The organism is Mesorhizobium sp. B3-1-9 (assembly GCF_006439595.1).
Lineage (GTDB): Bacteria > Pseudomonadota > Alphaproteobacteria > Rhizobiales > Rhizobiaceae > Mesorhizobium.
This window is the reverse complement of record NZ_VFTJ01000017.1, coordinates 40,850-64,569: the sequence shown is the minus strand read 5'-3', so window position 1 is coordinate 64,569 and position 23,720 is coordinate 40,850. Positions and strand designations below refer to the sequence as shown.

Annotated in this window: 23 protein-coding genes; 11 read left to right on the top strand and 12 right to left on the bottom strand. The window is 64.5% G+C overall.

The genetic code is table 11. From position 1 onward, the window contains the following. Nucleotides 1-129 precede the first annotated feature (129 nt). From carB to FJW07_RS24270, 3 genes are all read right to left on the bottom strand, one after another. Complete coding sequence (gene carB, locus FJW07_RS24280; RefSeq protein WP_140859066.1) at nt 130-3,633, bottom strand: carbamoyl-phosphate synthase large subunit; 3,504 nt, start codon at nt 3,631-3,633, stop codon at nt 130-132. A gap of 206 nt (nt 3,634-3,839) precedes the next feature. After that, nucleotides 3,840-4,640: an SH3 domain-containing protein gene (locus FJW07_RS24275; RefSeq protein WP_140859065.1), complete on the bottom strand. Its 801-nt coding sequence runs from the start codon at nt 4,638-4,640 to the stop codon at nt 3,840-3,842. A gap of 139 nt (nt 4,641-4,779) precedes the next feature. Beyond that, nucleotides 4,780-5,136: a helix-turn-helix transcriptional regulator gene (locus FJW07_RS24270; protein WP_140859064.1), complete on the bottom strand. Its 357-nt coding sequence runs from the start codon at nt 5,134-5,136 to the stop codon at nt 4,780-4,782. 194 nt (nt 5,137-5,330) lie between these two features. On the opposite strand from FJW07_RS24270, the gene FJW07_RS24265 reads away from it, so the two are divergent. Continuing rightward, nucleotides 5,331-6,509, top strand: a complete 1,179-nt coding sequence (locus FJW07_RS24265) for an MFS transporter (protein WP_140859063.1) — start codon at nt 5,331-5,333, stop codon at nt 6,507-6,509. An 84-nt stretch (nt 6,510-6,593) separates the two neighbouring features. Here the strand turns inward: FJW07_RS24265 and FJW07_RS24260 are convergent, their stop codons facing one another. Further along, the gene (locus tag FJW07_RS24260) at nt 6,594-7,058 is read right to left on the bottom strand and encodes a MarR family winged helix-turn-helix transcriptional regulator (RefSeq protein WP_140859062.1); all 465 of its coding nucleotides are present in this window, start codon (nt 7,056-7,058) and stop codon (nt 6,594-6,596) included. 187 nt (nt 7,059-7,245) lie between these two features. On the opposite strand from FJW07_RS24260, the gene FJW07_RS24255 reads away from it, so the two are divergent. Continuing rightward, nucleotides 7,246-8,040 (top strand): SDR family oxidoreductase, encoded by a 795-nt coding sequence (locus FJW07_RS24255; protein ID WP_140859061.1) that lies wholly within the window; start codon nt 7,246-7,248, stop codon nt 8,038-8,040. A 171-nt stretch (nt 8,041-8,211) separates the two neighbouring features. Here FJW07_RS24255 and FJW07_RS24250 read toward each other — a convergent pair whose 3' ends face one another. After that, nucleotides 8,212-8,811, bottom strand: coding sequence for a LysE family translocator (locus FJW07_RS24250; RefSeq protein WP_140859060.1), 600 nt, complete (start codon nt 8,809-8,811; stop codon nt 8,212-8,214). A gap of 100 nt (nt 8,812-8,911) precedes the next feature. Here FJW07_RS24250 and FJW07_RS24245 point away from each other — a divergent pair, with 100 nt between their 5' ends. Continuing rightward, nucleotides 8,912-9,778 (top strand): LysR substrate-binding domain-containing protein, encoded by an 867-nt coding sequence (locus FJW07_RS24245; protein ID WP_140859110.1) that lies wholly within the window; start codon nt 8,912-8,914, stop codon nt 9,776-9,778. A 118-nt stretch (nt 9,779-9,896) separates the two neighbouring features. Here the strand turns inward: FJW07_RS24245 and FJW07_RS24240 are convergent, their stop codons facing one another. From FJW07_RS24240 to FJW07_RS24225, 4 genes are all read right to left on the bottom strand, one after another. After that, on the bottom strand, nt 9,897-10,547 hold the full coding sequence (locus tag FJW07_RS24240) for a glutathione S-transferase family protein (protein ID WP_140703789.1): 651 nt from the start codon (nt 10,545-10,547) through the stop codon (nt 9,897-9,899). A 91-nt stretch (nt 10,548-10,638) separates the two neighbouring features. Beyond that, on the bottom strand, nt 10,639-11,289 hold the full coding sequence (locus FJW07_RS24235) for a dihydrofolate reductase family protein (RefSeq protein WP_140859059.1): 651 nt from the start codon (nt 11,287-11,289) through the stop codon (nt 10,639-10,641). Nucleotides 11,290-11,443: 154 nt separating this feature from the next. Continuing rightward, the gene (locus tag FJW07_RS24230; protein ID WP_140859058.1) at nt 11,444-12,286 is read right to left on the bottom strand and encodes a methyltransferase domain-containing protein; all 843 of its coding nucleotides are present in this window, start codon (nt 12,284-12,286) and stop codon (nt 11,444-11,446) included. Between the two features lie 36 nt (nt 12,287-12,322). Continuing rightward, on the bottom strand, nt 12,323-13,681 hold the full coding sequence (locus tag FJW07_RS24225; protein WP_140859057.1) for an Nramp family divalent metal transporter: 1,359 nt from the start codon (nt 13,679-13,681) through the stop codon (nt 12,323-12,325). Between the two features lie 221 nt (nt 13,682-13,902). Here FJW07_RS24225 and mntR point away from each other — a divergent pair, with 221 nt between their 5' ends. The 4 genes from mntR to FJW07_RS24205 all read left to right on the top strand — a co-directional run bounded on the left by mntR (nt 13,903) and on the right by FJW07_RS24205 (nt 17,188). Beyond that, entirely contained in the window at nt 13,903-14,361 is a 459-nt protein-coding gene (gene mntR, locus FJW07_RS24220) for a manganese-binding transcriptional regulator MntR (protein ID WP_140640707.1), read from the top strand. A gap of 95 nt (nt 14,362-14,456) precedes the next feature. Beyond that, a complete protein-coding gene (locus FJW07_RS24215; protein WP_140640705.1) occupies nt 14,457-14,645 on the top strand; it encodes a hypothetical protein in 189 nt (62 codons plus the stop codon). Between the two features lie 176 nt (nt 14,646-14,821). Then, nucleotides 14,822-15,751 carry a neutral zinc metallopeptidase gene (locus FJW07_RS24210; RefSeq protein ID WP_140703780.1) on the top strand — a complete coding sequence of 310 codons (930 nt, stop codon included), beginning with the start codon at nt 14,822-14,824 and terminating at the stop codon, nt 15,749-15,751. Nucleotides 15,752-15,916: 165 nt separating this feature from the next. Then, nucleotides 15,917-17,188 carry a TCR/Tet family MFS transporter gene (locus FJW07_RS24205; protein ID WP_140859056.1) on the top strand — a complete coding sequence of 424 codons (1,272 nt, stop codon included), beginning with the start codon at nt 15,917-15,919 and terminating at the stop codon, nt 17,186-17,188. A gap of 117 nt (nt 17,189-17,305) precedes the next feature. On the opposite strand, the gene carA is transcribed toward FJW07_RS24205, so the two are convergent. Continuing rightward, nucleotides 17,306-18,511, bottom strand: a complete 1,206-nt coding sequence (gene carA, locus FJW07_RS24200; protein WP_140859055.1) for a glutamine-hydrolyzing carbamoyl-phosphate synthase small subunit — start codon at nt 18,509-18,511, stop codon at nt 17,306-17,308. 260 nt (nt 18,512-18,771) lie between these two features. Here carA and FJW07_RS24195 point away from each other — a divergent pair, with 260 nt between their 5' ends. Next, nucleotides 18,772-19,221, top strand: a complete 450-nt coding sequence (locus tag FJW07_RS24195) for a GatB/YqeY domain-containing protein (protein WP_095817380.1) — start codon at nt 18,772-18,774, stop codon at nt 19,219-19,221. A gap of 11 nt (nt 19,222-19,232) precedes the next feature. Here FJW07_RS24195 and FJW07_RS24190 read toward each other — a convergent pair whose 3' ends face one another. Next, entirely contained in the window at nt 19,233-20,231 is a 999-nt protein-coding gene (locus FJW07_RS24190) for a hypothetical protein (protein ID WP_140859054.1), read from the bottom strand. A 285-nt stretch (nt 20,232-20,516) separates the two neighbouring features. Between FJW07_RS24190 and FJW07_RS24185 the strand changes: the two genes are divergently transcribed. Both FJW07_RS24185 and FJW07_RS24180 read left to right on the top strand, forming a co-directional pair. Beyond that, nucleotides 20,517-21,227, top strand: a complete 711-nt coding sequence (locus tag FJW07_RS24185; protein ID WP_140859053.1) for a DNA helicase — start codon at nt 20,517-20,519, stop codon at nt 21,225-21,227. A gap of 49 nt (nt 21,228-21,276) precedes the next feature. Continuing rightward, nucleotides 21,277-21,834 (top strand): GNAT family N-acetyltransferase, encoded by a 558-nt coding sequence (locus FJW07_RS24180; RefSeq protein ID WP_140859052.1) that lies wholly within the window; start codon nt 21,277-21,279, stop codon nt 21,832-21,834. Between the two features lie 3 nt (nt 21,835-21,837). Here FJW07_RS24180 and FJW07_RS24175 read toward each other — a convergent pair whose 3' ends face one another. After that, nucleotides 21,838-22,224, bottom strand: a complete 387-nt coding sequence (locus tag FJW07_RS24175; protein WP_140640688.1) for a DUF983 domain-containing protein — start codon at nt 22,222-22,224, stop codon at nt 21,838-21,840. 116 nt (nt 22,225-22,340) lie between these two features. On the opposite strand from FJW07_RS24175, the gene FJW07_RS24170 reads away from it, so the two are divergent. Further along, the gene (locus FJW07_RS24170; RefSeq protein WP_181182707.1) at nt 22,341-23,717 is read left to right on the top strand and encodes a PLP-dependent aminotransferase family protein; all 1,377 of its coding nucleotides are present in this window, start codon (nt 22,341-22,343) and stop codon (nt 23,715-23,717) included. The last annotated feature ends 3 nt before the right edge of the window (nt 23,718-23,720 follow it).

Here is a 23,720-nt window from a genome sequence, read left to right as displayed (position 1 = left end):
GGAGTAAGTCTCTATCCTCATCTGGAGGAAGCTGCGAATAGGGTCTTTTGTGGAGCTTCTAAAAGCGAAATGTTGCAGTGCAAAATTACGATTACCCGGTTTGCACGAGCAAACTGAGCGAGTAGTACCTCACCCAAAATACTCCTGCAGCGGCCTCACCTCCAAATTCCCAGCCCTTAACGCCGCAATCGCCTCGGCCACCGCTGCCGCGCCCGACAGCGTCGTGTAATACGGCACCTTCTGCATCAGCGTGGCGCGGCGCAGCGACTTCGAGTCCGACACCGCTTTCTGGCCGTCCGTCGTGTTGAAGACGATCTGGACCTGGCGGTTGCGGATGGCGTCCTCGATGTGGGGGCGGCCTTCGAGCACCTTGTTGATCTTTTCGGCCACCACGCCGTTCTCGGCGAGGAAGCGGGCGGTGCCGGAGGTGGCGAGCACTTTGAAACCCTGGCCGGCGAGGCGTTTTACCGCCGGCAGGATGCCCTTCTTGTCCTCGTCGCGCACCGAGACGAACAGCGTGCCGGAGCGCGGCAGGTCGACGCCGGCGCCGAGCTGGCTCTTGGCGAAGGCGAGCGCGAAATCGCGGTCGAGGCCCATGACCTCGCCGGTCGAGCGCATTTCCGGGCCGAGCAGGATGTCGACGCCGGGGAAGCGGGCGAAGGGGAAGACGGCTTCCTTGACCGCGATGTGGCCGGGATTGCGTGGGTCGGGCATGGCGCCGTAATGGGCGAAGGCGTCTTCCAGCGTCTCGCCGGCCATGATCCGGGCCGCGATCTTGGCGATCGGACGGCCGATGGTCTTGGCGACGAAGGGCACGGTGCGCGACGCACGGGGGTTGACCTCCAGCACATAGACCGTGCCGTCTTGAATAGCGTATTGCACGTTCATCAGGCCGCCGACATTGAGCGCGCGAGCCAAGGCGGCCGTCTGGCGCTCCAGCTCGTCGACGAGGTCGGACGGCAGCGAATGCACCGGCAGCGAGCAGGCCGAGTCGCCCGAATGGATGCCGGCCTCCTCGATATGCTCCAGGATGCCGGAGACGAAGGTCGCCTTGCCGTCGCAGAGGCAATCGACATCGACCTCGATGGCGCCGGAGAGATAGGTGTCGAACAGCAGCGGGTTCTTGCCCAGCAGCGTGTTGATCTGGCCGGTCTTGTCGTTGGGGTATTTCTGCTTGATATCCTCCGGCACCAGGCCGGGCACGGTGTCGAGCAGATAGGTCTGCAGCATGCCTTCGTCATGGATGATCTGCATGGCGCGGCCGCCGAGCACATAGGAGGGGCGCACCACCAGCGGGAAGCCGAGCTCGCCGGCGACGAGGCGGGCCTGCTCGACCGAATAGGCGATGCCGTTCTTCGGCTGGCTGAGGTTCAGCTTGTGCAACAGCTTCTGGAAACGGTCGCGGTCTTCGGCCAGGTCGATCATGTCGGGCGAGGTGCCGAGGATCGGGATGCCGGCCTTCTCCAACGCGTCGGCCAGCTTCAGCGGCGTCTGCCCGCCGAACTGGACGATGACGCCGACGAGCTCGCCCGAGGCCTGCTCGGCGCGCAGGATCTCCAGCACGTCCTCCGCCGTCAGCGGATCGAAATAGAGGCGGTCCGAGGTGTCGTAGTCGGTCGAGACCGTCTCCGGGTTGCAGTTGATCATGATCGCTTCATAGCCGGCGTCGCGCAGCGCGAAGGCGGCATGGCAGCAGCAATAGTCGAACTCGATGCCCTGGCCGATACGGTTCGGGCCGCCGCCGAGGATGACGACCTTCTTGCGCGACGACACGCGCGCCTCGTTGGCGGGCTCGCCGACGAAGGGCACTTCATAGGTCGAGTACATGTAGGCGGTCGGCGAGGCGAACTCGGCGGCGCAGGTGTCGATGCGCTTGTAAACCGGATGAACGTCGAGCTTTTGCCTAGCCTTCTGAATCACTTCGGCGTCGGTCTTCGTCAGCGATCCGAGGCGGGCGTCGGAAAAACCCATGGCCTTCAGCATGCGCATATTGACGGCGTCCTGCGGCAGGCCATGCTCGCGGATGCGTTCCTCCATGGCGATGATGCCGGCGATCTGCTCGAGGAACCACGGATCGATCTTGCACATGGCGTGCACGTCCTCGAGCGAGGTGCCCATGCGGATCGCCTGCGCCACCATGCGCAACCGGTCCGGCGTCGGCGTGCCGAGTGCCGCACGGATCGCGTTGCGGTCGTCGGCGTGGCTGGCTGGCGCGCTGCCGTGACCGAGGCCGGGGATCTCGATCTCGTCCAGGCCGGTCAGGCCGGTTTCCAGTCCACGCAAAGCCTTCTGCAGCGATTCCTGGAAGGTGCGGCCGATGGCCATCACCTCGCCCACCGACTTCATGGCGGTGGTCAGCACCGGCTCGGCGCCGGGGAATTTCTCGAAGGCAAAGCGCGGGATCTTCGTCACCACGTAATCGATGGTCGGCTCGAAGGAGGCCGGCGTCGCGCCGCCGGTGATGTCGTTCTCCAGCTCGTCCAGCGTGTAGCCGACGGCAAGCTTGGCCGCGACCTTGGCGATCGGGAAGCCGGTGGCCTTGGAAGCCAGCGCCGATGAGCGCGAGACGCGCGGGTTCATCTCGATGACGACCAGCCGGCCATCGGCCGGATTGACGGCAAACTGCACGTTGGAGCCGCCGGTCTCGACGCCGATCTCGCGCAGCACCGCGATCGAGGCGTTGCGCATCATCTGGTATTCCTTGTCTGTCAGCGTCAGCGCCGGCGCGACGGTGATGGAATCGCCGGTGTGCACGCCCATCGGATCGAGGTTCTCGATCGAGCAGATGATGATGCAATTGTCCGCCTTGTCGCGGACGACCTCCATCTCGTACTCCTTCCAGCCGAGCACGCTTTCCTCGATCAGCACCTCGGTGGTCGGCGAGGCGTCGAGGCCGGACTGGACGATGTCGTAGAATTCGGCGCGGTTGTAGGCGATGCCGCCACCGGTGCCGCCCATGGTGAAGGAGGGGCGGATGATCGCCGGCAGGCCGACATGGTCGAGCGCCTGTGCCGCGATCGCCATGCCGTGGCTGATATAGCGCTGCTTGCGGTCGCCTTCGCCGAGGTTCCAGCGGGTTTCCAGCGCATCGAGCGCGGCGTCGAGGTTTTCCGGGTTCTCCGCCTTCAGCGCAGCACGCTCGGCCTCATGCGTCTTGCGGTCGGCGTTCTTGACGTCGGTGGCGTTGGCCAGCATCGACTTCGGCGTTTCGAGGCCGATCTTGCTCATCGCCTCGCGGAACAGCGCGCGGTCCTCGGCCTTGTCGATGGCGTGCGCGTCGGCGCCGATCATCTCGACTTGATAGCGCTCGAGCACGCCCATGCGGCGCAGCGACAGCGCGGTGTTGAGCGCCGTCTGGCCGCCCATGGTCGGCAGCAGCGCGTCGGGCCGCTCCTTGGCGATGATCTTGGCCACCACTTCGGGCGTGATCGGCTCGATATAGGTGGCGTCGGCCAGCTCCGGATCGGTCATGATGGTGGCCGGATTGGAGTTGACCAAGATGACGCGGAAACCCTCTTCCTTCAGCGCCTTGCAGGCCTGGGTGCCGGAATAGTCGAATTCGCAGGCCTGGCCGATGACGATGGGGCCGGCCCCGATGATCAGGATCGACTTGATGTCGGTGCGTCTTGGCATATTCGAAAATCCGTTCGGCGAGCGGCTTGCACGAAAAACCGGGCGGGGAGGACCCGGCCGGTTGTGCTTGCGATTCTGGTATCAGGCTAGGAGGGCCTTATAGGGAAGAGTTTTGGCGGATGTAACCCTGAAAATGACGGAATAGGCAGTAGGCAGTAGGCAGTAGGTCTTGATTGCCCTACTGCCTATTGCCTACTGCCTAACCCCTAATTCCCCAACGCCAGCTGGTCCGTGATCTCGAAGCGTTCGGAAACGCCGATGCGGATCATGTTGAGGCTGCCTTCGCGCGTGAAACGGAATTCGTCCGGCGAGTCCGAGCCGCTCGGCTTGCCGCCATGGAAGGTGATGACGCGGCTGCCGCCATCCGGCCAGGTCACCGTCACGGTGCTGTCGGCGCCTGTGTGCGCGACGCTGATCTCGCAACGGGTCATTGGCTGGCCGACATCGCGAGCGCAGGGGATGCTGGCGTCTTGGGCAGGGGTGTCGGACTCGGCGCTTGCCGAGGCCGCGAAGGCGAGACCATACGCGTCCTGCATGGCGGTCCTGCCGATCTCGGCTGCAGACGGCGGCTCGGCCGGCTCCCCGCCACCCAGGCGCGCCGCTATATCAGGCTGCTGCTCCCCGGAAGGTTGAGGCGCAACGGCCGCGACCGCCGGCGCGGCGGCGTCTTCAGGCACCGGCGCAGGGTTGTTGGGGCTGAGATAGCGGGCGGGCGCCCAACCGACGATATGCGCATCCTGCGTATCCTCAACCTTGCACCAGGGATAGCCGTTGATGAGGTTGCAGCCGAAATTCTTGACGGCCGTGCCGTTGGGCAGCCGCGCCGCCACCTTTCCACTCGGCGAGGCGGTGGCACGGATATTGAGGAGATCGTCCGGTGCGAGGCCGCCGATAATCGAAATGATCGGTCCCGGCGGATCCTGGGCTAGTGCTGGCAGTGCCGCAAGCAGCAAGGGAACGGCGAAGATTGCCTTCAGCGTCAGTCGGAGCGTAGTTTTGCGCTTCATCTTTGGCTGCATTTTTCTGAGTGGCGACCAGGACCAAAGCGAGCTCCGACCGCAAGGCGATGGGTTATAGTCGGCAAGACCGCGGGGTGTCATGCTGAATTTACGCCGAATTGTGAGGCCAAGGGCACACGCAGATCGTTCAGGCCGAAATCTCGACTTCGGTGGTGCCGACCGCTGGCAGATCCTTGTCGCCGTCGGCCGCGGCAATCACGCTGTCGAGCAGGCCGGGGAAACGCCTGTCGAGATCGTCACGGCGCAATGTGATCAGCCGGCTGGTGCCGACCGCTTCGCTGCGGGTGACGCCCGCCTCGCGCAGCTTGGCGAGGTGGTAGCTGAGATTGGTCTTGGAGGCGAGGTCGAGGAACTTGCTGCAGTTCAGCGGCACGCCTTCCTTGCTCGCCAGATAGCGCACGATGGCAAGCCGGGTCGGGTCGCCGAGCACGGCAAGTACGATCGGCAGGCTGATCTGGTCGGCGGTTGGATGGGGCAGGGTCATGGCTCAGAATTAAGCACAAACGGCACGAACTTCAACGCGGCTTCCTTTCTGCCGATGGACATAGCCTCTCCATTTTGGCCCCGGTCCTGACACAGGGCTGTCAGCAGGGTTCAGCTATTTTGTCCCGGCTCGGTTGACATCGTGCCCTGTTATGTCCAATTGTTCAATAACTTTTGAACTAAGGACAACTCCCCATGGACAAGCGGATCTTCTGGCTTGCGCTCGGGTCGTTTGCGATCTCGACCGAAGGCTTCGTCATCTCGAGCCTTCTTCCCGATATCGCCACTGACGCCGGCATATCCGTGCCGCTCGCCGGCTCGCTGATCACCGCCTTCGCGCTCGCCTATGCGATCGGCGCGCCGGTGCTGGCGACGCTGACCGGCGAATGGGACCGGCGCCGCGTCATCCTGTGGACGCTGGTGTTCTTCGTCATCGGCAACATCGTTGCCGCGCTCAGTTCGTCCTTCGAGCTGCTTTTGATCGCGCGCATCGTCATGGCGCTGTCGTCCGGCCTGTTCGCGGCGACCGCGCAAGGGACCGCCGTGGCGCTGGTCGACGACCATCACCGGGCGCGCGCCATCGCCGTCGTCGTCGGCGGCACCACAGTGGCCGTGGCGGTCGGCGCGCCGCTCGGCGCGCTGGTCGCGGCGATCGCCGGCTGGCGCGGCACCTTCTTCGCCATTGCCGGGCTCGGCGCGCTGTCCGGCGCGATCCTGTGGTGGCGGCTGCCGCGCGGCATCGTCGGCACCAGGCTGCCGCTGAAGCGCAGGCTGGCGGCGGCTGTGCGTCCCGGCGTGATGCCGATCCTTCTGACGACGGCGCTTGCGCTTGTCGGCGCCTTTACCGTCTTCAGCTTCATCGCGCCCTTGGCCATAGAAAGCGGCGGGCTCTCGCCGATCGCGCTGCCGGGCATGCTGCTCGCCTTCGGCGTCGGCGCCGTCATAGGCAACATCGCCGGCGGGCAGGCGGCCGACCGCTTCGGCGCCACCCGCACCGTCGCCTGGTCGCTGGCGCTCTCCGCCGCGATGCTCGCCACCTTCTCGCTGATCCCGGCCTTCCTGCCGCATCATCTCGCCGGACCGGCGCTGATGGGTATGATGGTGCCGTGGGGCATCGTCGGCTGGGCTTTTCCGCCGGCGCAGGCGAGCCGTATCATCAAGATCGCTCCTGACGCCGCGCCCATTGTTTTGTCACTCAACGCCTCGGCGCTTTACTTCGGCGTCGCGCTGGGCGCGGTGGTCGGCGCCGCCGTGCTGCGCTTCGGCGTCCCGGCCGACCTCGGCCTGATCGCCGCCGTGTTCCCGATTATTGGCCTGGGCATCGTGCTCGCCGGCCGGATGTTGGCCCGGCCGGTGGCGATGCCGGCCGAATAAGAGGTGCCGATATTCAGGTGAGCCCAGCCCGACCTGGATCTCGGCACGTCTTCACAGCTAAAGAATTGACCGACGGTCGCTTCTTCAGGGCGAAGGAGCGGCCGCCGGCATTTGAAGATCGAGATCGGCCACCGCGTCCAGCGCCGCGCGCAGCTTCGTCGCCTGCTCCGCTCCGACCTTGTCCTCGAATTGCCGCTGCGCGACGCTCCAGAGCTTGAGCGCCTCGTCGAGTTTGGCCTGGCCTTGCGGCGTCAGCCGCAAACGCTTGACGCGGCGGTCGTTCGTGTCGGCAAAAGTCTCGACATAGCCGTCGCGGATCAGCGGCTTCAGCGTGTGGCCGAGCGCCGACAGGTCCATGATCAGGGCGTCGGCCACGGTGCTCATCGCAGGCTCGTTGCTGACCTGGATCTGAAAGAGCAGTCCGAACTGCGTGCCCTTCAAGCCCGAAGGCGCCAGCGCGTCGTCGTAGAAGCGGCCGAGGCTGCGCGCGGCGCGGCGCAGCGTGGCGTTGTTGCAGCGGCTGAATCCGGGTTGTTGAGCGTCGGTCATGTTCACTCCTGCCGGCGAGGCGACGCGCCGGCCTGCCGCAGAAATAGTTTTCGCGGCCGCCGTTGACAAGATAGTGGCATATACCTACTTCGGCGAAAGTGGCATATGCCACTAATTGAAATCAGAGGTTCAGCGGATGATGTGATCATCGACGCCGACCAAGCGAAGCGAACAAAGGAACAGGACTATGAGCACGAAGGACAACAAGGGCACGGCTGTCATCACCGGCGGATCGTCGGGCATCGGCGCGGTCTATGCCGACAGGCTGGCGGGGCAGGGCTACGACCTGGTGCTGGTGGCGCGGCGCGCCGACCGGCTGCAGGAAGTGGCGGACAAGCTGGCCTATGCCTATGGCCGCAAGGTCAAGACGATCGTCGCCGATCTCTCCGTCGATGCCGATCTGCGCCGCGTCGAACAGACGGTCGCGACGGACGATAGCGTGACGCTGCTGATCAACAATGCCGGCGTGGCCGGCCTGGAGACGATTGCCGACGCCGACGCCGACACGGCGGAGCGCATGATCAAGGTCAATGTCGTGGCGCTGACCAGGCTGACCAGGGCGGTCTTGCCGGGCCTGCTTGCGCGCAACCGCGGTGCCATCATCAACATCGCCTCGGTCGTCGCCTATGGCATTGCCGTCGGCGGCATCTACAGCGGCACCAAGGCCTATGTCGCCAACTTCACCGAAGCGCTGCAGAAGGAAGTCGCCGGCACCAATGTGAAGGTGCAGTCCGTCGTGCCCGGACCGATCCGCACCGAGTTGTGGGACGTCTCCGGCATCAGCCTCGACAGTATCAATCCGGACTGGATCATGAGTGCCGAAGATCTGGTCGATGCGGCGCTTGCCGGGTTCGCCCAGGGCGAGACCGTCACGGCGCCCGGCCTTGCCGATGCGGCCGGGCTGGCCACCTATCTCGGTGCCCGGGACCAGTTCTTCGGCAGCCTGTTCTCAGGCAAGCCGGCGGCGCGCTACGCGGTCTGAAGTTCCTCGCCCCACGAAGTGGGGAGAGGTGGCCGCGGAGCGGCCGGAGAGGGGCTTTCGTAGGGCGATCCCGTCACCGGATAACTGGCAACCTTGGGCGCCAGCCCCCCTCTCCGTCTCGGCTTCGCCGAGCCACCTCTCCCCACTTTGGTGGGGGCGAGGAATAAGCGTTCATACCGGCCGCCACATCTGCAGGATCGAGGCGGCCAGCAGCAGGCCCAGCACGAGGTTGAGCATACGCCACTGGCGCTCGGTCTTGAGCAGGCGGGCAAGCAGGGTTCCCGCCACGCACCACAGCGACAGCGAAAAGGCCGCTGCCAAGCCGAACACGGCGCCGAGCAGGAGCGCCAGTTGCAAGGGACCATCGGCCAGCGCCGCGAAGGATGCGGCCGCGCCCAGTCCCATCGCCCAACCCTTCGGGTTCATCCACTGGATGCCGGCGCCACCGAAGAAGCTGTTTGGCTTTGCTATGCTGATGTCGAGGTTGGGGGGACCGCTGCGGCCGATCTTGATGGCCAGCCAGATCAGATAGAGTGAGCCGGCGATCTTCATGGCAAGCTGCAAGGACGGCACCGCGGCGAGCAGACTGGCTAGCCCGGCAGCACCCGCAGCCGCCACGGTAGCCAAACCGGCGGCGCTGCCGGCCATCAGAGGCACGGAACGGCGGAAGCCGAATTGCGCGCCGGACGCCGTCGACAATGTCGTGGCGATGCCTGGCGTCGAGGTCGAGATCAGCGCGAACAGGACCAGCGGGATGATGGTGTCGGACATGCGGGCTTCCCAGTCGAGGAAGCCGGAATGCTTAGGCGCTTCGTAGCATCAGTAAATGCAATGTTTGATATGGTTTGCATTAGAGATTATAATGCCAGCCATGATCCGCGATCTCGACATGACTCTCATCCGCACCTTCGTCACGACGGCCGACAAGGCCAGCATGACAGCGGCGGCCAATGCGCTTCACCTGACGCAAGGCGCCGTCAGCCAGCAGGTCAAGCGGCTGGAAGAGGTGCTCGGTCAGAGCCTGTTCGAGCGCGACCGCCGCGGCCTCAAGCTGACGCGATCCGGCGAGCGGCTGCTCGACAGGGCAAGGCGCCTGCTGCAGCTCAACGACGAGATCCTTGCCGAAATCAGGGGCGGGGCGGTTGCCGGGCAGGTGCGGATCGGCGTGCCTTACGATCTCGTCGGCACGCTGCTCGCGCCCGCGCTGAAAGCCTATGCCGAAGCCTATCCGCAGGTCGAGATTTCGCTGGTCTGCGCGTCCTCGCCGGAACTCGCGGCGGCCCTGGCGGCGGGCACGATCGACCTTGCCGTCGTCGAGGAGCGCGTCGGTCCCAGCGCGGGCGAATGCCTGCTCGTCGACCGGCTGGTATGGGTGGGCGCCAGAGGCGGGGCGGCACGCCTGAAGCGGCCGCTGCCGGTTTCCATTGTCGCCGACACCTGCGCCTTCCGGCCGGCGGTGCTGGCAGCGCTTGGCGAGCACGGGCTCGACTGGCGCACCGTGTTCGAGAACGGCAACATCGACGCAACGACCGCGACGGTGCGGTCGGATCTTGCGGTGACCGCATGGCTTGCCTCGACGGTTCCGACCGATCTCGACATCCTGTCCGATGCCGGGCTTCCGGCGCTGCCGAATTTCTCCGTCAACCTGCATATGCCCAAACATGCCACCCAGCCGGCCGCGCAGGCTTTCGCCAGCCATATCCGCGAGGGCCTTTCACGCTATCGCCAGGCAGCGTGAACGGCTAGCGCGTTTTCACCGTTTCACGGAAACGGCGAACCGCTCTATCTCTTTGTTTCTACGCAATTCCGGACGGAAAACCGCTCACACTTTTCCTGGAATTGCTCTAGGCACCCGGTCAGCCGTTCGACGCGGCCATGGCGACCGCTAATTGCGCATCGAAAGCGCGCTTGAAGGCGGGCCGAGCCTCGCCGCGGGCGACATAGGCGGCAACGTTCGGGAATTCGTTCAGCAAACCCGATCTCTGCAGCCGGCGCAGCACGCCCACCATGACGAGGTCTCCGGCGCTGAACGCGCCGTCGAGCCAGTCGCTATCGCCGAGATGGCGGGAGAGCTCGGCCAGCCGCTTGCGGATCCGGTCATCGACCAAAGGCAGGCGCTGGTCGTGCCACGCCGCTTCGCGCTCCAGGATCACGGCTGTCGTGCGATCGAGGATCGGTTGCTCCACGGTGCTGAAGGCTGCGAACATCCAGGCGATCGCGCGCGCCCGCGCGTTCGCATCCTCGGGCATCAGGCCGGGGTGACGAACCGCGATGTGAAGGACGATGGCGCCTGACTCGAACAGAGCGAGATCGCCTTCTTCATAGGTCGGGATGCTGCCGAAGGGGTTGATCGCAAGATGCGCGGGTCGCTTCATCGCATCGAACGAAACAAGGCGAACGTCATAAGGCTGGCCGACTTCCTCGAGCGCCCAGCGCACGTGCATGTCGCGCGCCAGCCCCCTGCCGCCATCGGGCGAGCGTTCAAAGGCGGTAATGGTGGGGATCATCGGCGGCTCCTGACCGTTCAGTCGTCGTGGCGAAGAGAGGCTTCATAAAGCGAATACGCGGCGGGCCCGGCCGCCGCGCGACAGCCTTGTGCTACTTCCAATTTTTGCGCTGTTCGAGCTCGGCTTCCGAAGGGTCCTGCTGAGCAAACGAGCCCGTGCGGATTTCGCCCGCGCGCTCATAGATCGCTATGATGACGCCGGTGGCGGAAGCTTGCGATTTGACGAGCTTGAACGCCGCCGGCATCGCGCTGTCGCCGAACAGCCGCTTGCCCTTGCCCAGGACCAGCGGGAAGGTCATCAGCCGAATCTCGTCGATCAGCCCGTTGGCGAGCAAGGTCTGGATCAGATTGCCCGATCCCTGGATGAGCAGATCCGGTCCGTCTTCCTGCTTGAGTTCCTTAAGCCTGGCAACGATATCGGGCCCGAGCGACTGGGTGTTCTGCCAGGTCAGCGAATCCGGCCGGTGCGTGGCCACATATTTGACCGCGGGGTTGAAGACATCCGCGATCGGATCGTTCTGATACGGCCAGTGCGCGGCGAAGATGTCATAGGTTCTGCGGCCGAGCAGCAAGGCGAAGGGTTTGGAGAACAGTTCCTCCATTGCCGCGCGCCCCACTTCGTCGAAGTAATGGAAGGTCCAGCCGCCGAACTTGAAACCGCCGACCGGATCCTCTTCCGGTCCGCCCGGCGCCTGCATGACGCCGTCGAGGCTTACGAATGTGGCGGCGATGATCTTGCGCATCTGTCTTCTCCGTTTCACGACCCGCGCCGTCAGGGCCGGATTTCTGCCTAGAGCGGTTTGACGCAATTCCTGACGGAAAACTGGTTCGCACTTTTCCTGGAATTGCTCCTAGGACGAACGGCAAGGCGCGTTTTCGACAAGGGTTTTAAAATTTCTATCGCGTGCTCTCGGCGCGGACCGTGCGAGATGAGAACCAGACGTCGCCGAACACGGCGGTTGCCGTCCGGTCCGGCGCCTTGTCCTCCCTCAGCCAGATCGACCGGGTGCGCGCGGCGCGCTCGCGGGTCGGTATTTTCGCGGTCGGCTTGGCAATGGAGGCGCCGACGCAAGGTATGAACCAGGAGCCCATGAACGGTCGGCAAGCAAAGCCGTTTTCCAGGCGTGTTATGAGGACCGCGAGGCCGACGGTTTCGGACGGGCGCCACGGAAAGATCATGCGGCCGCCGGGCGTCAACGCTTTCAGCCACGCGGCGGGCGGAGCGACGACGCCGGCATTGACGTAGATGACGTCGGACGGCGGCAATGGATTGGCGACGGCATCGGCCTGGACAATTTCGACGTTGCCGTAAGCCGCAACGTTCGCTTTGGCGCGCGCGGCGAGACCAGCCTCCAGCTCGAAGGCGGTGACGCCGCCGCCCGGCTCGACCAGCCTCGCCAGCAGTGCCGTGTAATAGCCGGTGCCGGCGCCGATATGGGTGACGTGCTCGCCTGGCTTCGGCTCGACCTTGCCGAGCCACATGGCATGCAGAAGCGGCTCGCCATTGTTGATGCCTTTGTCGGCATCGAGCACGACAAGCACGTTCTGGTAGATATAGGTTGGATCGGCGCTTGGCGTCTCGAACCGGCCCTCGCCGGCAAAAACAGTCCATGGTCCCGGACCCAGGAAAGCCTCGCGCGGCACCGAGGCGAATACCTCCTCGATGCGCGGATCGGACGACCGGGCCTGCGCGGCCATCAGCCTGGCGTAGAATCTGCGGGCTTCGTCCGGTTTGGCCATGGCGCGAAGATAGCGCGGCCGGCGCGAATGTCGCGGTCAGCCGGCGAAGGTGTCGTAGAGCAGCTTGAAGTTGAGAACGAGGATGACGGCGGCCACCACCCAGGCCAGCGCCGCGACGCCGCGCGGTACGGCGAAATTGCCCATCTTCTTCTTGTCCGACACGAACTGCACGAGCGGGATGACCGCGAAGGGCAGTTGCATCGACAGCACCACCTGACTGAAGACCAGCAATTGAGCTGTGCCCTTTTCGCCGTAGAGCGCGGTGACGAACACCACCGGGACGATGGCGATGCCGCGCGTCAGGAGGCGCCGTGCCCATTGCGGGATGCGCAGCCGCAGAAAACCTTCCATCACGATCTGGCCGGCAAGCGTCGCGGTGACGGTCGAATTGAGGCCAGAAGCCAGCAGCGCGATGGCAAACAGGATCGAGGCGATGCTCAGGCCCAGCAGCGGCGACAGCAGCTCGAAGGCCTGGCCGATCTCGGCGACGTCCTGATGACCGGTGTCGTGGAAGGCGACCGCCGCGACGATCAGGATCGAGGCGTTGACGAACAGCGCCAGGATCAGCGCGATGGTCGAATCCGTCGTCGCCCATTTGATGGCGTCGCGCTTGCCTGCGTCGGTACGCTCATAGGCGCGGGTTTGCACGATCGAGGAGTGCAGATAGAGATTATGCGGCATGACCGTCGCGCCGATGATGCCGATGGCGATATAGAGCATCGTCGGATTGGTGACGATCTCGGGTGACGGCACGAACATCGAATGCAGGATCGTGCCGGCCGGCGGCGCGGCGACGAAGATCTGGATGGCAAAGCAGCCGAAGATGATGATCAGGAGCGCGATGACGAAGGCTTCGAGATAGCGGAACCCCTTGTTCATCAAGAGAAGCACCAGGAAGGCGTCGAGCGCGGTCAGCATGGCGCCGCCGATCAGCGGAATGCCGAACAGAAGCTGCAGCGCGATCGCCGTGCCGATCACCTCAGCGAGGTCGCAGGCGATGATCGCCAGCTCGCAGGCGATCCAGAGCACGAAATTGACGGGGCGCGGATAGTAGGCGCGGCAGGCCTGGGCGAGGTCGCGCCCGGTGGCGATGCCGAGGCGCGCGGCGAGCGCCTGCAACAGGATCGCCATCAGGTTCGACAGCATGATGATGAAGAGCAGCGTGTAGCCGAACTGGGCGCCGCCGGCGAGGTCGGTCGCCCAGTTGCCCGGATCCATATAGCCGACGGAGACCATGTAGCCCGGTCCCATGAACGCGAACAGGCGGCGGAACCAGACTCCAGTCTGTGGCACCGCGATCGAGGCGTTCACCTCGCGCAGGCTTGGCTGCTCGTCGTCGGGCTTGTCGAATCGCCATGTGGGTCGGGCTACGGTTGCTGCATCGGCGTCGGACATGGGGGATTTCCACTGGAATGTATCGAAGGTGCCTTTTATCTACGCCATGGCTCAACATTATGCAATAGGCTATATTTCATTGATCATGCTTTCGTGATGCGCCAGAGCAGGACGCGGGCGACCGCAAACGCTGGTTGCGCCCGCGCGGGAATGCAAATAAACGGCCGGACCATCAGGGGTTCGTGTTATGGATACGACCCCGATTCAAGGAGGAGCGCGTATTGGCGCTTAGGAACAAACCAGTTCGACGCGAGGAGCCGCTTCCCGATGCCGAAATCCATTCGGAGGGTTTCCGGCAGACGCGCGAAGCGCGCCGCGGCGCGCTGGTCGAGGACTATGTCGAACTGATCGCCGACCTGATCGAGGACGGCAACGAAGCGCGGCAGGTGGATATCGCGGCAAGGCTCGGCGTCGCGCAGCCGACGGTGGCAAAGATGCTGACCAGGCTGTGCGCCGATGGGCTGGTTTCGCGGAAGCCCTATCGCGGCGTGTTCCTGACCGAAGCCGGCCGCAAGGTCGCCGAGGAAAGCCGTATCCGCCACCAGACGGTGGAGGCCTTCCTGCGCTCTCTCGGCGTCAGCGCCGAGACGGCGCGCATCGACGCCGAGGGCATCGAGCACCATGTCAGCGCCGAAACGCTGGAAGCTTTCCGCCGGGCGATGACGAACCGCCAGGATTAGGTCTGCGGTCCGTCCGAGCGTATTGAAGCGGAACCGACGCATCTCCGCCGCATTACTTCCCACATCGCGCGATTGCCGCGCTCAAGGAGGAAGCAATGGGCGTCGAACAGGCTCCGACCGCTAAAGGGAAGCAGGCAGCCAGGGGATTGCGGCAGGCGGCCGCCAAGGACGAGCGCAAGACCGAGGCCGAGACCGGCCATCCGCTGAAGAAGGGCGCGGCGCGTTTCGAGGAACGTTCGAAAAGTTCGGACGGCAAGAGCGCCGGCGCCAAGCAGAAAAGCTGATGCTTTTAGCCGGTTTATGGTCGGTGGGCTTTGCTTGTCCGATTGAGGTTTCCGGTGCGTCCGACATTTGGCGGGAGCGAAAAATTCTGTGACTTAGGCCAGCCGTTGCGATAATTGTCTGCAGGGGGTGGTCGTGGGCCAGTCCCTCCAGGACATTCGCGTTGCGAGGAGTTGCCATGCTTTGGAGAGGCCGTCGTCAGAGCGACAACATCGAGGATGACCGTAGCGACAGCGGCGGCGGACTTGGCGGCGGAATGGGCGGCGGCGGTCAGTTCCGACTTCCCGTCGGCGGCCGTACCGGTGGCGGCGGCAGCATTCTCCTGGTCATCCTGGTCGTGCTCGCGGGATGGTATTTCGGTTTTGATCCATCGCAGATCCTGGGTGGCGGCGACGGCGGATTGCTCCCGGGTGGCGGCGGCCAGATCACCGACAACAGCGGCTCGCAGGACAATGGCGGCGCGCCCGCCAATGACGAGATGAAGCAGTTCGTCGCGACGGTGCTGGCGGAAACCGAAGACACCTGGACCGGCATTTTCAAGGCGCAGGGCCTGACCTATGAGGATCCCAAGCTGGTGCTGTTTAGCGGCCAGATCCGTTCAGCCTGCGGTTTCGCCTCGGCGGCGGCCGGGCCGTTCTACTGCCCGGGCGATCGCAAGGTCTATCTCGACATGACCTTCTTCCAGCAGCTCGACCAGCAGTTCGGCGCTTCCGGCGAGTTCGCCCGTGCCTATGTGGTGGCGCATGAGGTCGGTCACCATGTGCAGAACCTCACCGGCATCATGAGCAAGTTCAACCAGATGCGCCAAGGCATGAGCGAGGCCGACGCCAACCAGCTCTCGGTGCGCATCGAGCTTCAGGCCGACTGCTTCGCCGGCGTATGGGCCCATTACACCGCGCAAAAAGGTATATTGGAGCAGGGTGACATCGAAAGCGCGCTGAATGCCGCCAAGCAGATCGGCGACGACACGCTGCAGAAGAAGATGCAGGGCTATGTCGTGCCGGAAAGCTTCAACCATGGCACCTCCCAGCAGCGGCAGACATGGCTGGCGCGCGGCTACAAGAGCGGCAAGCTGTCCGACTGCAACACGATGAGCGGTCCGATCTGAGGCGGCGCTTGCCGCTTCTTTCGGGTGACGACCAACGATCGAAGGCGGCTGGCAAGGGATGTCAGCATAAGACGTTTGCCTTCGTTCGCGGATTGTTCCCGCCGCTAACCTCGCCTATAAGGTCCCTCCCGCCTGTGCCGCAAGGCGGTTGAGGAGCTTGTCACCATGATCGACCCGAAGACCGCCAAGCGGGGCCTTGCGCTCGTTTTCACGACGCTGCTGCTCGACATCATCGGTTTCGGCATCATCATGCCGGTGCTGCCGGCCTATCTGGAGGAACTGAGCGGCGTCAGCGTGAGTGAGGCCGCGATCGAGGGCGGCTGGCTGTTCTTCGTCTATGCGGCGATGCAGTTCGTCTTCGCGCCGATCATCGGCGGCTTGAGCGACCGCTTCGGACGACGGCCGATCCTGCTTGCCTCGGTGCTGACCTTTTCCATCGACAACCTGATCTGCGCCATCGCCTGGTCCTTTCCGATGCTGTTCATCGGCCGCGTGCTCGCGGGCATTTCCGGCGCCAGCTATTCGACGACATCGGCCTTCATCGCCGATATCTCGAACGACGAGAACCGGGCGAAGAATTTCGGCCTGCTCGGCATCGCCTTCGGCGTCGGCTTCGTCATCGGCCCGGTGCTGGGCGGGCTGCTCGGTACGTTCGGGCCGCGCGTGCCGTTCTATTTCGCCGCAGCACTGGCCTTCGCGAATTTCCTGATCGCGATGTTCCTGCTGCCGGAGACGCTGGATGAAAAGCATCGCCGCCGTTTCGAGTGGAAGCGTGCCAATCCGGTCGGCACGCTCATGCAGATGCGCAATTATCCAGGCATCGGCTGGATCGGGCTGGTGTTCTTCCTGATGACGCTCGGCCACATGATGTATCCGGCGGTCTGGTCGTTCGTCTCCACTTATCGCTATGGCTGGAGCCAGCAGCAGATCGGCTTTTCGCTCGGCGCCTTCGGCCTGTGCGGCGCAATCATCATGGCGACGGTGCTGCCGCGGATCATTCCCAAGCTCGGCGAATGGAGGACGGCGGCTATCGGGCTGACCTTCACCGCGCTCAGCGCCTTCGGTTATGCGTTTTCGACGCAAGGCTGGATGATCTATGCGGTGATCGTGGCCGGCTGCCTGGAGGCGCTGGCCGATCCGCCGCTCAGAAGCCTCGCCGCCGCCAAGGTGCCGCCCTCGGCGCAGGGCGAATTGCAGGGGGCGATGACCTCGATCTTCTCGATCACCTCGATCATCACGCCGCTGCTCTACACGGCGATCTTTTCCTGGTTCACGAGCCCGACGGCGCCGGTCGTGTTCGGCGGCGCGCCCTATGTGCTGGGCGCAATCTTCCTGACACTGGCGGTCATCGTCTTCGTGACGAAAGTGGCCAAGCCGACGCCGAAGGAAGTCGAGCGCATGCACACACAGGAGGCGGCGGTGACTGACGCTGCTTAGGCTGGCGGTTTGATCTAAAGCGCGTCGCGCTGAAGCGGATTCAGGCGACGCGCTTTAACCTTTGTTTTCATGCATGTCGTTGTCGCAAAACCGCTGCACACTTTTGCGCGACATGCATTAGGCGCGTTCGGCCAGCGCTTCCTCGCCGCGCCGCTCGCGGATGAGGTTGACGAAGCGGCGGAAGAGGTAATGCGAATCCTGCGGGCCAGGCGAGGCCTCGGGATGGTGCTGGACCGAGAACACTGGACGGCCGGTCAGCGCGATGCCGCAGTTGGAGCCGTCGAAGAGCGAGACATGGGTTTCCTCGACGCCTTCGGGCAGCGAGTCCGCGTCGACGGCGAAACCGTGGTTCATCGAGACGATCTCGACCTTGCCGGTGGTGTGGTCCTTGACCGGATGGTTGGCGCCGTGGTGGCCCTGGTGCATCTTCTCGGTCCTGCCGCCGAGCGCCAGCGCCAGCATTTGATGACCGAGGCAGATGCCGAACACCGGGATGTCGGTCTTCAAGAGGCTCTGGATCACCGGCACGGCATATTCGCCGGTCGCCTCCGGGTCGCCGGGGCCGTTCGACAGGAAGATGCCGTCCGGCCGCATGGCCAGGATCTCCTCGGCACCGGTCTTGGCCGGCACGACGGTGACCTTGGCGCCGAGACCTGCAAGCAGGCGCAGGATGTTGCGCTTGACGCCGTAGTCGACGGCCACGACGTGCATGGAAGGCTCGCCACGCTCACCATAGCCTTCATTCCAGATCCAGGGCGTCTCGCGCCAGACCGAAGACTGGCCCGACGTGACCTCCTTGGCGAGATCGAGGCCGATCAGGCCCGACCAGGCCGCGGCGCGCCGCTTCAGGTCCTCGGTGTCGAAGACGCCATCGGGCGCATGCGCGATGACGGCATTGGGCATGCCCTTCTCGCGGATCAGCACGGTCAGCGCGCGGGTGTCGATGCCGGACAGCGCGACGATGCCGCGCCGCTTCAGCCACTTGTCGAGATGGCCGGCGGCGCGATAGTTGGACGGGTCGGTGACGTTGGCCTTGAAGATCGCGCCGACAGCGCCCGCGCGGGCGGCTGGATGCAAATCCTCGATGTCCTCGTCATTGGTGCCGACATTGCCGATATGCGGGAAGGTGAAGGTGACGATCTGGCCGGCGTAAGACGGATCGGTGAGGATTTCCTCGTAGCCGGTCAGAGCGGTGTTGAAGCACACTTCCGCAACGGCCGATCCCGTGGCGCCAAGGCCGCGGCCTTCGATCACCGTGCCGTCGGCGAGGACCAGAAGGGCGGTCGGCTTTTCGGTTGCCCAGGGGGCGGTGGTGGTGGCCATTGCGGCACTCCTGTCAGGCGCGGCAATCGGTCGGCAGGACCATTTGCGCGGCAAGGCGCGAAGCTGGATTTCCCGGCTCCCACGCGTCAACTCATTGTCTCATGCAGGACCGAGTACATAGGCGAACGGGCCGGAGCGGTCAATGCGGCGTCCCCGGACCACGGCCGATTTGCTTTCGTCCAGCAATATCAGCATCTTGCCGCGATTTGCGTTGGCCGTTCGGCAAAGCTATTGTCCGCCGCATTCGAAGGAGAAGCACGATGCGCGAGAAAATCGCCGAATCCATGAAGAGCGCGATGAAGGCGCAGGACAAGCACCGCCTGCCGACGCTGCGGCTGATCCAGGCCGCCATCCACGATCGCGACATCGCCAATCGCGGCGCCGGCAAGCCGCCGGCGAGCGAGGAAGAGATCCTGCAGATCCTCGCCAAGATGGTGAAGCAGCGCGAGGAATCGGCGAAGGCCTTCGAGGACGGCAAGCGGCCGGAACTGGCGGCGCAGGAGCGCGGCGAGATGGAAATCATCCGCGCGTTCCTGCCGACGCAGCTCGACGACGCGGCGATCCAGGCCGCGGCGCGCGAAGCGATCGCGGCGACGGGTGCGGCCAGCCAGAAGGACATGGGCAAGGTGATCGGCGCGCTGAAGCAGAAGTATGCCGGCCAGATGGACTTCGCCAAGGCGAGCGCCATCATCAAGGGGCTGCTGCAGTAGGTGCGGCTTCGCTAATCCTTGCACATCGGTATCGGCTGCGGCGGCGGTGCCGGATGATCCTTCTTGTATTGCGCGATGATCGGCTCCAGCGTCTTCCTGGGCCAGAATTTCGGCGAGCCGATCTCGTTCAGGCAGGAGACGTTCCAATAGAGGCCCGCGCCTGACAGCGATTGGCCTGCGGCCTTGGCCCGGGCGACAGCGGCGATGTCGCGCGATTCCGGATAGATGTAGAGCGTCGTCGGTTTGTTCTTCACCAGCGGGATGATCTGCTCGGCGTCAGCGGGCGACCAACTGGTGCAGCCATTGCTGCGGCCGCCGGCATAGTTCACCAGCTTGCCGAACGGAACAAGGCCGTCATGGTCGGCGTATGAGCTGTTCGGCTCTTTGCGCATGCACATACCCCTGAGCAAGGCAGCCGGATGGCCGCCGATCAAGCGCTGCCTGGCGTTCGCCGCTTCGCCTTCGCCGTCGAACTGGATGAAGCTGCGCATGAACACCGCGTTCTGCGCGCCGACACGGTAATACCCCTTGAAGGACGTCTTGGTCTCGGCGGTCATATAGGCGCCGCCGGCCGTCAGCGCCGAGTCCATCGCGTTGCCGAAGTTCTTCGCGCAACGCCTGCCGTTGGAGAAATCGGCAACGCCTTTCAGGTTGCGGCCGCCGCCATGGCCCGAGGAAACCGCGCGGAAGAGCTGCTTGCTTTCGCATATGATGTAATAGCGCTGGCCCAGCACGCTATTGCCCAAATCCCCGGGACGCGTGGCATCCATGGCGAAGTAGCAGGGGTTGCCGACCGAACCATCGCTGACCTTCTTCTGGTAGAGCGCGCGCGCCCGCTCCAGAACGACCTGCGAAATCTGGCCCTCGCCGTCGCCGACATGGCGCTGCAGCCAATCGGGAACGGTCGACGGCCGCAACGCCGCGAACGAGCTGACGGACGCCGTCAATGCGGCGAGGGTCGCGACAAGACAAAAGATGGCCGCGCCCAGCGGAACAGATTTCAACCCCACCGTTTTGCCCCTCCTGTCGAAGCGTTGTCTCGTACCCGTGAATCACCCAGGTCGATCATAGGAGATCTCGCATCCATCGGCGAAACACTTCTAGTTTAGCGACGCCTTTTGGAAGTCGGATTTCCGGACCGCTTCGATTGAGCTATGATCTGATTCCGGCGCGCCCACGCCTCCTCCCTCCATCGGAAAGCATCGTTCATGCAGGGCAATTCACATCCAACCAACTGTTCGAGCGCCAGGCAAAAGGAGGGGTTGTCGAGACTGCTCGCGACAGGAGGTTTTTCGATGCGGCTTTCCGCACCCGTCTATCATCTGAAACGCCAGGCGAGGCTCCTGTCCCGCCGGGAAAATGTTCCGCTCCATCAGGCGCTCGACCGCGTTGCCGCCAAGGAAGGCTTTGCCAGCTGGAGCCTGCTTGCGGCCAAGGCCGCCGAGGCCGCGCCCGGCGACAGCTTGCTGAGGCGGCTGATCCCCGGCGACATGGTTCTCGTGGCGGCGCGGCCAGGCCAGGGCAAGACGCTGATGAGCCTCGATCTCGCCGTGGCGGCCATGAAGCAAGGCAGTCGCGCCGTGTTCTTCACCCTGGAATACATGCATGCCGACATTCTCGACCGGTTCCGCGACATCGGGATCGACCCGGCCGATTTCAATCACCTGTTCGATTTCGACAATTCCGATGCCATAAGCGCCAGTTACATCGTCGAGAGGTTGCGGTCGGCGCCGCGCGGCACGCTGGCGGTCATCGACTATCTGCAACTGCTCGACCAGAAGCGGGAGAATCCCGAGCTCATGGTCCAGATCCGCGCCTTGAGGTCGTTTGCCCGGGAACGGGGACTGGTGCTGGTCTTCATCTCGCAGGTCGACAGGTCCTATGAGTCCTCCGGGAGACCGTTCCCGGATATCGGCGATATCCGGCTGCCGAACCCGCTCGACATGTCGCTGTTCGACAAGGCCTGTTTCCTGAACAAAGGCGAAATCCGGTTTCAGGCGACTTGAGGGCGATCCGTGTCGCGGCTATGCCGGAGTCTCGACAGGGAAACGAACCATGATCGAGATCGTCAAACCCGCGCTCGAACATTTGCCTTCCTACAAGGCGGCGCTGGAGCGCGGGTGGTCGCCCGACAATGTGCGGTTCCTCGAAGCGACGCGCGAGCAGCTCGAGGCGATCGAGAAAGATCCCGTCGCCTTTCTCGCCGGCCTTGACGACCCCGAAGCGAAGGGGCCGCCCATCACCTTGCCCGACGGCCCGACCGTGCCGCGCCTGCCGGGCTTCCGGCGCTGGATCTGGGATGGCGAGGCGGCCGGCTCGATCGGTTTTCGCTGGCGGAAGGGCACGTCGGCGCTGCCCTCGCATGTGCTTGGCCATATCGGCTATGCGGTTGTGCCGTGGAAGCGGAGCCGAGGCTATGCCGCCGAAGCGCTGCGGCTGATGCTGGACGAGGCGAGAGCGGTCGGGCTCGACCATGTCGAGATCACCGCGAAGCCGGGCAATCCGGCCTCGCACAAGGTCATCACAGCCAATGGCGGCAAGCTCGTCGGCCGCTTCTTCGAGGACGCCGCCTATGGCGGCGCGGAGAGCCTCAAGTTCCGCATCGACCTTTGAAGGTTACTCGCCGGGCCTGGCCAGCCTTCCTTCTTCCGCCTTGTGGTAGAACTGGCTTGCGACGAGCCAGCCTTTGAGCGGCCTGAGCGGCGGGATGCAGGTCGCAAGAACGATCGGGATCGAAACGAAAGCGTGGAACCACATGGAGGGCTCGAAAGTCACCTGCGCCCAGACGGCGAACAGCACCGAAGGCACACAGGCAAAGCAGATGACGAAGAACGCCGGGCCGTCGGCTGGATCGGCAAAGGAATAGTCGAGCCCGCAGACATCGCATTTCGGAGCCAGTTTCAAGAATCCCTCGAACAGGTGGCCCTCGCCGCAACGCGGGCAACGGCCACGGATTCCTACCTGCCAAGGTACCAGACGTGGATAATGCGCCAGGTCTTCCATGATCGTCGCTCCAATGGACCCCGCGTGTGGGTCGGTGCAGGCCTTGAGGTCTCAGATGCATACATATATCATACTTGTATGCATACAATGCGACAAAATGTATGGATTGGCTATACGTGACGGACGAAAGCGACATCGGCTGGCTCCCGGTTCTGGAGGCAGGGCCGCGACCGGTCTATCTGAAGATCGTCGACGCCCTTGCGGATGCCCGCTCGAACGGCCGGTTGCAGCCTGGCGACAGGTTGCCGCCGCAGCGGGAACTCGCAAGGCTGCTGGGGGTCGATCTCACGACGGTCACGCGGGCGTTTTCCGAAGCCAGGCGCAGGAACCTCATCGACGCGAACGCGGGCCGGGGCACCTTCGTCACGCCGGGCGAGCCGGAAGAGCCTGTCCTCGATCTCAGCATGAACATTCCGCCGGCACCCGCCGGCCTCAACCTGCCGGCCTTGATCAGGACGGGCATCGAGGGATTGCTGAAGCGCTCCAGCGCCGAAGCGCTGCTTTCCTACCATCCCGGTCCGGGCTCGCCCGTGGAGCGCGCCGTCGGCTCGTCATGGCTTGCCGAAACGGGGGACAGGTTGCCGGCCGAGAGGGTCGTTGTCGGCTCGGGTGCGCAGGCGCTGCTCACGGCCGTCGTGCTGTCTCAGACCCGCGAGGGCGACACGATCCTTTGCGATGCGCTGACCTACCCCGGGCTGATCGCGCTGGCCGAGGCCGCGCGCCGCAAGCTCGCCGCTGTCGCAAACGATAGCAAGGGCATGCGGCCGGACGATCTCGAAGAGGCGGCGCGCCGGCATGGCGCGCGCATTCTCTACCTCAATCCGACGCTTCAAAATCCGACCGCATCCGTCATGCCCGAAGGCCGGCGGCGCGAACTCGCCCGCATGGCCGAAAAACTCGAGCTGACCATCATCGAGGACGATCCCTACAGAAGGTTGCTCGCCGCACCGCCGCCGGCCTTTCTGAACCTGGCGCCGGAGCGGACCTTCCATGTCGCGACATTGGCGAAATGCATCTCACCTTTCCTGCGCACGGCCTTCCTGGCGGTGCCCGATCAGCAAGCCGCCCAGCGGATCGCCACAGCGATACGCGGCACGACGATGATGGCGCCGCCGCTGATGACGGGCCTTGCCTGCGAGTGGCTGCGCAGCGGTCTTGCAGAGGAGATCACCGCCGCCGTGCGCGCCGAAGCGCAGGCCAGGCAAGAGATCGCGCGCAACATCCTGCCCGAGGGTTTTGTGGAATCGGAGTCCGGCTTGCATCTATGGTATCCGCTGGAGAGCCAGCTGCGCTCGGAAGAGCTCGCCGGCACCGCCCGCCGCCGAGGGCTCGCCATCAGCCCCGCGGAAGAGTTCGCCGTCGGGCAGGAGTTTCCCAACGGCTTTCGCCTGGCGCTGGGCGCCACCCCCAACCGCGAACGGTTGAAGGAGGGCCTTCAAGGCCTGGCTTCCATCCTTTCGGGAACTGCGGGCCCTTCGCGGCCAAAAGTCTGAGGC

Coding starts and splice junctions, on each gene's coding strand:
- FJW07_RS24205 (WP_140859056.1), top strand. CDS start 15,917: ATGATCGACCCGAAGACCGCCAAGCGGGGCCTTGCGCTCGTTTTCACG.
- FJW07_RS24270 (WP_140859064.1), bottom strand. CDS start 5,136: ATGACCCTGCCCCATCCAACCGCCGACCAGATCAGCCTGCCGATCGTA.
- FJW07_RS24185 (WP_140859053.1), top strand. CDS start 20,517: ATGCGGCTTTCCGCACCCGTCTATCATCTGAAACGCCAGGCGAGGCTC.
- FJW07_RS24175 (WP_140640688.1), bottom strand. CDS start 22,224: ATGGAAGACCTGGCGCATTATCCACGTCTGGTACCTTGGCAGGTAGGA.
- FJW07_RS24215 (WP_140640705.1), top strand. CDS start 14,457: ATGGGCGTCGAACAGGCTCCGACCGCTAAAGGGAAGCAGGCAGCCAGG.
- FJW07_RS24260 (WP_140859062.1), bottom strand. CDS start 7,058: ATGACCGACGCTCAACAACCCGGATTCAGCCGCTGCAACAACGCCACG.
- FJW07_RS24275 (WP_140859065.1), bottom strand. CDS start 4,640: ATGAAGCGCAAAACTACGCTCCGACTGACGCTGAAGGCAATCTTCGCC.
- FJW07_RS24255 (WP_140859061.1), top strand. CDS start 7,246: ATGAGCACGAAGGACAACAAGGGCACGGCTGTCATCACCGGCGGATCG.
- FJW07_RS24225 (WP_140859057.1), bottom strand. CDS start 13,681: ATGTCCGACGCCGATGCAGCAACCGTAGCCCGACCCACATGGCGATTC.
- FJW07_RS24235 (WP_140859059.1), bottom strand. CDS start 11,289: ATGCGCAAGATCATCGCCGCCACATTCGTAAGCCTCGACGGCGTCATG.
- carA (WP_140859055.1), bottom strand. CDS start 18,511: ATGGCCACCACCACCGCCCCCTGGGCAACCGAAAAGCCGACCGCCCTT.
- FJW07_RS24240 (WP_140703789.1), bottom strand. CDS start 10,547: ATGATCCCCACCATTACCGCCTTTGAACGCTCGCCCGATGGCGGCAGG.
- FJW07_RS24210 (WP_140703780.1), top strand. CDS start 14,822: ATGCTTTGGAGAGGCCGTCGTCAGAGCGACAACATCGAGGATGACCGT.
- carB (WP_140859066.1), bottom strand. CDS start 3,633: ATGCCAAGACGCACCGACATCAAGTCGATCCTGATCATCGGGGCCGGC.
- FJW07_RS24230 (WP_140859058.1), bottom strand. CDS start 12,286: ATGGCCAAACCGGACGAAGCCCGCAGATTCTACGCCAGGCTGATGGCC.
- FJW07_RS24180 (WP_140859052.1), top strand. CDS start 21,277: ATGATCGAGATCGTCAAACCCGCGCTCGAACATTTGCCTTCCTACAAG.
- FJW07_RS24250 (WP_140859060.1), bottom strand. CDS start 8,811: ATGTCCGACACCATCATCCCGCTGGTCCTGTTCGCGCTGATCTCGACC.
- FJW07_RS24265 (WP_140859063.1), top strand. CDS start 5,331: ATGGACAAGCGGATCTTCTGGCTTGCGCTCGGGTCGTTTGCGATCTCG.
- FJW07_RS24195 (WP_095817380.1), top strand. CDS start 18,772: ATGCGCGAGAAAATCGCCGAATCCATGAAGAGCGCGATGAAGGCGCAG.
- FJW07_RS24245 (WP_140859110.1), top strand. CDS start 8,912: ATGATCCGCGATCTCGACATGACTCTCATCCGCACCTTCGTCACGACG.